The sequence below is a fragment of the Streptomyces sp. NPDC048664 genome, assembly GCF_040650555.1.
GTDB lineage: Bacteria > Actinomycetota > Actinomycetes > Streptomycetales > Streptomycetaceae > Streptomyces.
Map to the genome: position 1 here is coordinate 1 of NZ_JBEZHK010000061.1, position 7,274 is coordinate 7,274.

Here is a 7,274-nt window from a genome sequence, read left to right on the forward strand (position 1 = left end):
CACGACGTCCACACACCCCGCAAGACGGGCACCACCACGTCCCGGAACAAGAAGTCGACCACTCCGCGACCTCGCCGCACAGGTTAAAGACCAAGCTAGACTCGTCCGCGACAGCCCCTACGACCTGGCCGCTGAACGGCCGCATCCGCCACACCCGAAGGGCGACCGGCGCTTTGATACGGATAGATTCAGTCACCAAGCGGTATCCGGACGGCACGGTGGCGGTGGACCGGCTGTCGCTGGAGATCCCCGACCGCGCGATCACCGTGCTCGTGGGGCCCTCGGGCTGCGGCAAGACGACGACCCTGCGCATGATCAACCGGATGGTCGAGCCGACCGAGGGCACGATCACCCTGGACGGCGAGGACATCAGGCGCCGGCCCGTGACCTCGCTGCGCCGGTCGATGGGCTACGTCATCCAGAACGCGGGCCTCTTCCAGCACCGCACCGTCGCGGACAACATCGCGACCGTCCCCCGGCTGCTCGGCTGGACCAAGGCCCGGGCCCGGGAGCGGGCCCACGAGCTGATGGAGCGCGTGGGGCTCGACCCCTCGTTCGCCAAGCGGTACCCCTACCAGCTCTCCGGTGGACAGCAGCAGAGGGTCGGCGTCGCGCGAGCCCTGGCCGCCGACCCGCCGGTCCTCCTGATGGACGAGCCCTTCTCCGCCGTCGACCCGGTCGTACGCAAGGGCCTCCAGGAGGAACTCCTCAGGATCCAGGACGAGTTGGGCAAGACCATCGTCTTCGTCACCCACGACATCGACGAGGCGATCCGGCTCGGCAGCATGGTCGCCGTCATGCGGACCGGCGGCGAACTCGCCCAGTTCGCCCCGCCCGCGGAACTGCTCAGCTCTCCCGCCGACGCGTTCGTGGAGGACTTCCTCGGCGCGGACCGCGGCATCCGGCGCCTGTCCTTCTTCGGTTCGCAGACGCTCGCCCTGACCACGGCGCCCGTCGTCTCCGCCGACGCCAGCGCCGAGCAGATCGCCTCCCGCGGCACGGCGGACGCCCCGTACCTCCTGGTCACCGACCCCGACGGCAGGCCGCTGGGCTGGAGCGAGCCCGGGCGGCTGACCGCCGGGGACATCGAGCCCGGCCGGCTGCTGCCGTACGGGCGGCCGTTCGTCCCCGGCCAGGACTCCCTGCGCGCCGCGCTCGACTGCGCCGTGCTGTCGCCCGCCGGCTGGGCGGTCGCGGTGGACGGCGACGGACGGGTGGCCGGAGTCGTGTCGCAGCAGACCATCGGCGAGGCCATCCGCGGCGCCCACGCACAAGGTGACACTCCCGCCCCGGACGTGCGGGGCGACCGCGCCCCGGACGAGCCGGAGGAGAAGGTCGCCCGATGAACCGGTTCCTGGACATCCCGAGCGACCTCCAGCACAGCCTGCTCGGCCTGATCGGGCTGCACCTGCGGGAAGCCCTGCTCCCGGTCCTGGCCGGTCTGCTCGCGGCGCTGCCCCTCGCCCAGCTGTGCGTACGCTTCCGCTGGCTGTACCCGCCCGTGCTGGGCCTGACGACCGTGCTGTACGCGATCCCGTCGCTGGCGCTGTTCGTCATCCTCATCGACTACACCGGCCAGAGCGAGACCACGGTCATGATCCCGCTCGCGCTCTACAGCCTGGTCGTGCTCGTCCCCGCCATCGTGGACGGCGTCCGCTCCGTACCGCAGGAGACCCTCGCGGCGGCCACCGCCATGGGCCTTGGCCCCGTACGCCGCTATCTCCAGGTGCAGTTGCCGATCGCCGTCCCGGCCATCATCGCCGGGCTGCGGGTGGCCACCGTGTCCAGCATCTCCCTGGTCAGCGTGGGCATGCTCATCGGCAACCAGGGTGCGCTGGGCAACCTGCTCAACGACGCGAACATCTACCACAGGCCGGAACTCGCCGTCACCTCCGTGGTGACCACGGCCGCGCTGGCCGTCCTCGCGGACGCGGCGCTCGCCCTGCTGCGCGTCGTGCTCACCCCGTGGATGCCGAGGAAGGGCGCCGCCCGGTGAACATCCTGAACTTCGTCCACGCCTTCTTCGGCGACAGCGCCCACTGGCACGGCTACGACGGCATTCCCGCCCGCCTCGGGGAGCACCTTCAGTACTGCCTGGAGGCGCTCGCCCTCGCCGCCGCGATCGGGCTGCCGGTGGGCCTTGTCACCGGGCACTACGGGCGCGGGGGCAACGTGCTCGCGCTGATCGCCGGAGCCGGACGGGCGCTTCCCACCTTCGGGCTGCTGGTGCTGATGACCCTGCTCGTCGGGTTCGGCATGGCGCCCGTGATGGTCCCGCTCGTCGTCCTCGCCGTCCCACCCATCCTGGTCACCACCTTCGAGGCGATCCGCTCGATGGACCCCTCACCGGTGGACGCGGCCCGGGGCATGGGCATGCCCGAGCCGCGGATCCTCTTCCAGGTCGAACTCCCGGTGGCGCTCCCGCTGATCCTCGGCGGCCTGCGCTCGGCGGCCGTCCAGATCGTCTCGACCGCCACCATCGCCGCGTACATCGGGCTCGGGGGCCTCGGCCGATACATCATCGACGGCCTCTACCAGCGTGACTACGAGAAGGTCGTGGGCGGGGCCACGCTGGTGGCCGTGCTGGCCCTGGCGACGCTCACCCTGTTCTGGGCCGTGGCACGGGCCGCCGTGTCCCCCGGAGTACGCCGAAGCGGCTGACGGCATCCCCCGGATCTTCACGACGAGCCGCGTATCGAGGCCTATCGGTGACCGGAATGCACTTGACCGCCGGGAAGGGGCTGGATTGGATCGGTGGGGTGCGGCGCTCCGGCGCCGCACGGCCGTGCCGGGCCGTCCCCCACCACGCCCACCGCACGCCTGCCCCATCACCTGAGTCCGGAACGGGAATCGTGACTTCTACCGCGAACACCAGCACGTCCAGCAGGAGACTCCCCGGCGCGGTCGCCGTCGCGCTCGCCGTCACCGCGGCAGTGCTCACAGGGTGTTCCTCGTCCTCCGGCGGCACGGACAACCCGCTGGACGGCGGCAAGTCCGGGGACGGCACCGTCGTCGTCGGCTCCAACAACTTCGCCGAGAGCATCCTGCTCGCCGACATCTACGGCGAGGCCCTCAAGGCCAAGGGGCTCAAGGTCGCCTACAAGCCCAACATCGGCAGCCGTGAGACCACCTACGGCCTGCTGAAGAACGGTTCCATCACGGTGCTGCCGGAGTACAACGGCGCCCTGCTGGCCTACCTGGACAAGACGGCCGCCCCCAAGACGGTCGAGGCCACGACGGCCGCCATCACCGCCAAGCTGGACGCCAAGCTGACGCTGCTGGCGCCGGCGCCGGCGCAGGACAAGGACTCCGTCACCGTCAACGCGGACACGGCGAAGAAGTACCACCTCACCGACAAGTCCAGCATCGCGGACCTCAAGGACGCCGCGAAGGACCTGACCCTCGGTGGTTCCCCGGAGTTCCAGACCCGGCAGCAGGGGCTGCTCGGCCTGAAGTCGCTCTACGGTCTCGACTTCAGGTCGTTCAAGCCGCTGGACGCGGGCGGCCCGCTGACCGAGGCGGCGCTGAGCAAGAACACCGTGCAGGCCGCGGACGTCTTCACCACGGATCCGACGATCTCCAAGGAGGGGTTCGTCGTCCTCCAGGACCCGAAGAACCTCTTCGGCTTCGAGAACGTGCAGCCGCTGGTCCACAAGGCGGACCTGCCCAAGAAGGGCGTCGACGCGCTCGACGCGGTGTCGGCCAAGCTGGACACCGCCGCCCTGCTGGACATGGACACCCAGGTCCAGACCGGGCACAAGGACCCGCTCGACGTCGCCAAGGCCTGGCTGAAGTCGGCCGGCCTGGCCTGACGCCCCCGGCGGCCCTCCGGCCCCGACCACCCCGCCCGGCTACTTTCCGTGTATGTTCGTCACTCAGCGCACCTTCGTGCGATCCTTCAGGATGACGCCCGGCTCCACAGGGCGCATCCTTGCTAGGGCGCGATCGGGGTACGCGGACAAGTGCCCTGAGCCGACGACGGAGGACATGCCGGGCATCTCCTCCGGGAAACCGGGCGGTGTGGTCATGGTCAAGCACGAGGCACGCGGCAGGGGGTACCTCTCCAGCCGATCCGTGTTCGGCGCGCCCTGCTGGGTCAGCCTGACCACGCGCGACCTGGACATCGCCGAGCGGTTCTACCAGGCGGTCTTCGGCTGGGAGTGGCGGTCCAACAGCCTGGGGGACCGGTTCCGGGTCGCGCTGTCGGACGGGGTGCCCGTCGCGGGTGTCGCGGCGGTCGCCTCGATGTGGCAGATGGCCGTGGCCTGGACCCCGTACTTCGCGGTCGTCAGCGCCGACGAGGCCGCGTCCCGCTGCCGTGAGCGGGGCGGGACGACCGCGGTCGGCCCGCTCGCCCTCCCGCCCGGCCGGGCGGCCCTGCTCGCGGACCGCGACGGAGCCGTCTTCGGTATCTGGGAGGGGCCGCTGGCCGCGGGCTGGAAGGAGTGGCGCGAGGCCGCCCCCACGTTCATAAGGCTGCACACCCGCAACGCCTTCGACTCCGCGATCTTCTACGGCGAGGTGCTGGAGTGGGCGTCGGCGGACCCGGGCTGCTGCGAGGTGCAGTACGACGGCGACGAGGTGGTCCTGCGCAGCGGTGGCGCGGTGGTGGCGCGGATCCACTCGGGGGCGGTCGAGGCGGCTCCCGACCCGACCATCCGCCCGCACTGGCAGGTCCACTTCGTGGTGGGCGACGTCGCCGCCTGCGTCCGTGACGCCTGCGCGCAGGGCGGCTCCGTCGTGCACTGGCGGGAGGGCGAGCAGGAGGCGGTGCTGGCCGATCCCGACGGCGCGCGCTTCACCGTGACGGCCAAGCGGGAGCCCTGAGCCGCACGGCCCGGGGCGCAGGGCGGCGCCGCGACGCAATCCGGAAAGGCCGAGGGGCCGCTCCGCCCCGGTGCTGCGGGCGCGGGGCGGCTCGCCGGCGTCAGGAGGGCGCCGAGTCGGTCGCGGGGGTCCGGGCGCGACGCCGTAGCAGCCGCTTGCGGGGCGCCTGGTCGGGAAGCCAGCCGAAGACCAGGCAGCTGCCGACCACGCCCAGCAGCAGTCCGATCAGGAAGCCGCCCAGGTTGGACGTGATCCAGGCGCCCAGGGACGCCAGGACCCCGACGATCGAGTAGAACAGGCGCTGGCCGGGGCTGAAGAGCGTCAGCAGTCCGCACAGCAGCATGACGACCGGCAGCAGATAACCCGCCAGCCCCTGCATGCCGATGTGCATGACGACCTTCAGCGAGGCCTTCTCCGTCAGAAGGGTCTCCGCTCCGCCGAGGGTGAGCAGCAGTCCGCCCCAGAAGGGCCGCCCGGCCCGCCACCGCCGAAAGGCCCCCCTCGACCGGGCCGCCATCAGCAGCCCGTACCGCTGAAGCCGAGGTGGAGACCGGGCAGGGTGAACACGCCTGCCGTGGTGGCGTAGTTGGTCTGCCGCAGCTCGCCGATGTGCACGCTGTCGGCCTGCTGGCTGAAGACGCCCTTGGGGCCCTGCACCCCCGCCTTGTCCAGGGTGCTCGCGTCGTTGCCGATCTCCATGCCGCCGAAGGACGCGTTGCCGGTCAGGTCGGTGGAGTCGGTGGTGAGGTCGGTGGCGGTCACCTTGTCCTTGCCCGCGCCCGCTCTGATGACGAGGTTGGTGCCGCCGAGGTCGACGCTCTGGCACAGCTTGGTGAGGGTCGCGCTCTTGATCGCGGAGGTGACGACCAGCACCTGGCCGCCCGTGTCACCCGCGTTCGGGCTGCCGTCCGCCATGTTGTCGAGTCCGCCGAACTGCTCGAACCCGGTGCCGTCCAGGTCCGACGCGGTGACCGTGAACGGCATGCCGGAGATCGCGAACTGCACGCCCAGTGCTCCCTGGGCGGTCATGATCGCGAGCGTCGCCGCGACGAGGGTGGCGGGGACCGCCATCACCGCGGCGCGGCGCAGGCGGACCCGTCCGCGTCGTGTGGACGCCCCGACGGGGGCGGGACCGCCTTCGGTGTGCTCGGGGGTGGATCCGGAGGACGCCTCCGCGTCCGGGGACGAGGCCATGTGCGCTCCTGGGTGTGGTCGGTGCGAGGGCCTACGGGTGCCGCGGCAGTTGCCACCCTCGAAGTTACCGGCGGTTACATCACAGGGTCAAGAAGGTTGTGTGAAAAGGGAGTCGACCTCTTGGCTTCTGTGCATACGGGTGCGGCGCACACCGTCGGACCGGACGGCGACTTCGCGCCGCCGCCGTCCTCTTCCTGATCAACAAGCCATGAATGTATTGACTTTGACGATGCGTCATATCTAACAATGCGATGACTCCTCTGGGTTCGCGGCGCCACGTCCAGAGCGGGACGCATGCCGCTGTGCGCGCGGCGCGGCGCACGGAACCTTCACATCCGGCCGCGAACCCGGTGCCCTCCCCAGCCACCCCGGAAGAAGAGGCATCCCTATGCGTACGACTCGAACCCTGTTCGCCCTCGCCGGCACCGCCGCCGCCCTCGCCCTGGCGGTGGCCTCACCCGCCTCGGCGGCCGGGCCGGTGCTCACCACCACGGGCCCGGGCGGCTCCACCGTCGCGGTCGCCGTCGGTGACGTGCTCAACGCGTCCCTCGCCGGCGGCACCTCCGCCACGCTCTACTCCAGCGCCACCGGAACCAGCGGGGTCACCTGCTCCTCGTCCGCCTTCACCGCCCAGGTCACCGCCAACCCGACCGCGCCCGGCACCGCGACCGAGTCCCTCACGGCCCAGACCTTCGGCGGGTGCGCCAGCAACGTCATCGGCGTGCTCGGGGTCACCGGCATCACGGTGGACAATCTGCCGTACACCACCACGGTCACCTCGGGCGGAGCCGTCTCCGTCGCCCCGGCCGCCGGTTCCGCGATCCAGACCACGGTCAAGCTCCGCACCCTGCTGGGCACGGTCACCTGCGTCTACCGGGCCCCGGGCCTGACCGGCACCGCGAGCAACACGGACCACAGCATCACCTTCACCAACCAGCAGTTCACCAAGTACTCGGGCTCCTCGCTGTGCTTCGCGAGCGGCTACTTCACCGCGCGGTACGCCCCGGTCGGCGACACCGCCCAGCCGGGCAGTCCGGCGGTCACCGTCAACTGACGCCCGGGTTCCCGGTGGTGCCCCGGCCGGTCCTCCGGCCGGGGCACCACTCGCGGCGGGCCCGGAGGCCGTCTCACGCCGGCACGGTGACCGGTGGCGGCGGCAGGGGTTGTTCGGTCCAGATGGTCTTGCCGGTGGGGGTGTAGCGGGTGCCCCAGTGTTGGGTCATCTGGGCGATGATGAAGAGTCCGCGGCCGCC

The 7,274-nt window shown here is 71.2% G+C and carries 8 protein-coding genes; 6 read left to right on the plus strand and 2 right to left on the minus strand.

Features of this window, described 5'->3' with window-relative positions; translation table 11 throughout:
• The first annotated feature begins 173 nt into the window (after positions 1–173).
• The 5 genes from AB0C59_RS34630 to AB0C59_RS34650 all read left to right on the plus strand — a co-directional run bounded on the left by AB0C59_RS34630 (position 174) and on the right by AB0C59_RS34650 (position 4,827).
• Complete coding sequence (locus AB0C59_RS34630; protein WP_363011809.1) at positions 174–1,346, plus strand: ABC transporter ATP-binding protein; 1,173 nt, start codon at positions 174–176, stop codon at positions 1,344–1,346.
• Positions 1,343–1,996 carry an ABC transporter permease subunit gene (locus tag AB0C59_RS34635; RefSeq protein ID WP_363011811.1) on the plus strand — a complete coding sequence of 218 codons (654 nt, stop codon included), beginning with the start codon at positions 1,343–1,345 and terminating at the stop codon, positions 1,994–1,996. Before AB0C59_RS34630 ends, AB0C59_RS34635 begins: the two co-directional genes overlap by 4 nt.
• Positions 1,993–2,661, plus strand: coding sequence for an ABC transporter permease (locus tag AB0C59_RS34640; RefSeq protein ID WP_363011813.1), 669 nt, complete (start codon positions 1,993–1,995; stop codon positions 2,659–2,661). The genes AB0C59_RS34635 and AB0C59_RS34640 overlap by 4 nt, the downstream gene beginning before the upstream one ends.
• Positions 2,662–2,852: 191 nt before the next feature.
• Positions 2,853–3,812 (plus strand): ABC transporter substrate-binding protein, encoded by a 960-nt coding sequence (locus tag AB0C59_RS34645; RefSeq protein ID WP_363011815.1) that lies wholly within the window; start codon positions 2,853–2,855, stop codon positions 3,810–3,812.
• 214 nt (positions 3,813–4,026) lie between these two features.
• The gene (locus AB0C59_RS34650) at positions 4,027–4,827 is read left to right on the plus strand and encodes a VOC family protein (RefSeq protein ID WP_363011823.1); all 801 of its coding nucleotides are present in this window, start codon (positions 4,027–4,029) and stop codon (positions 4,825–4,827) included.
• Positions 4,828–4,927: 100 nt separating this feature from the next.
• Here AB0C59_RS34650 and AB0C59_RS34655 read toward each other — a convergent pair whose 3' ends face one another.
• Together AB0C59_RS34655 and AB0C59_RS34660 are read right to left on the minus strand one after the other, a co-directional pair.
• Entirely contained in the window at positions 4,928–5,344 is a 417-nt protein-coding gene (locus tag AB0C59_RS34655) for a DUF6114 domain-containing protein (protein ID WP_363011817.1), read from the minus strand.
• Positions 5,344–6,021, minus strand: coding sequence for a DUF6230 family protein (locus AB0C59_RS34660; protein ID WP_363011819.1), 678 nt, complete (start codon positions 6,019–6,021; stop codon positions 5,344–5,346). The genes AB0C59_RS34655 and AB0C59_RS34660 overlap by 1 nt, the downstream gene beginning before the upstream one ends.
• Positions 6,022–6,409: 388 nt before the next feature.
• On the opposite strand from AB0C59_RS34660, the gene AB0C59_RS34665 reads away from it, so the two are divergent.
• Positions 6,410–7,075 carry a Tat pathway signal sequence domain protein gene (locus AB0C59_RS34665; protein ID WP_363011821.1) on the plus strand — a complete coding sequence of 222 codons (666 nt, stop codon included), beginning with the start codon at positions 6,410–6,412 and terminating at the stop codon, positions 7,073–7,075.
• Positions 7,076–7,274 lie beyond the last annotated feature (199 nt).

Bases quoted from the DNA above. Each gene is read 5' to 3' on its own strand.
- AB0C59_RS34660 (WP_363011819.1), bottom strand. From the start codon at position 6,021: ATGGCCTCGTCCCCGGACGCGGAGGCGTCCTCCGGATCCACCCCCGAG.
- AB0C59_RS34650 (WP_363011823.1), top strand. From the start codon at position 4,027: ATGGTCAAGCACGAGGCACGCGGCAGGGGGTACCTCTCCAGCCGATCC.
- AB0C59_RS34665 (WP_363011821.1), top strand. From the start codon at position 6,410: ATGCGTACGACTCGAACCCTGTTCGCCCTCGCCGGCACCGCCGCCGCC.
- AB0C59_RS34655 (WP_363011817.1), bottom strand. From the start codon at position 5,344: ATGGCGGCCCGGTCGAGGGGGGCCTTTCGGCGGTGGCGGGCCGGGCGG.
- AB0C59_RS34635 (WP_363011811.1), top strand. From the start codon at position 1,343: ATGAACCGGTTCCTGGACATCCCGAGCGACCTCCAGCACAGCCTGCTC.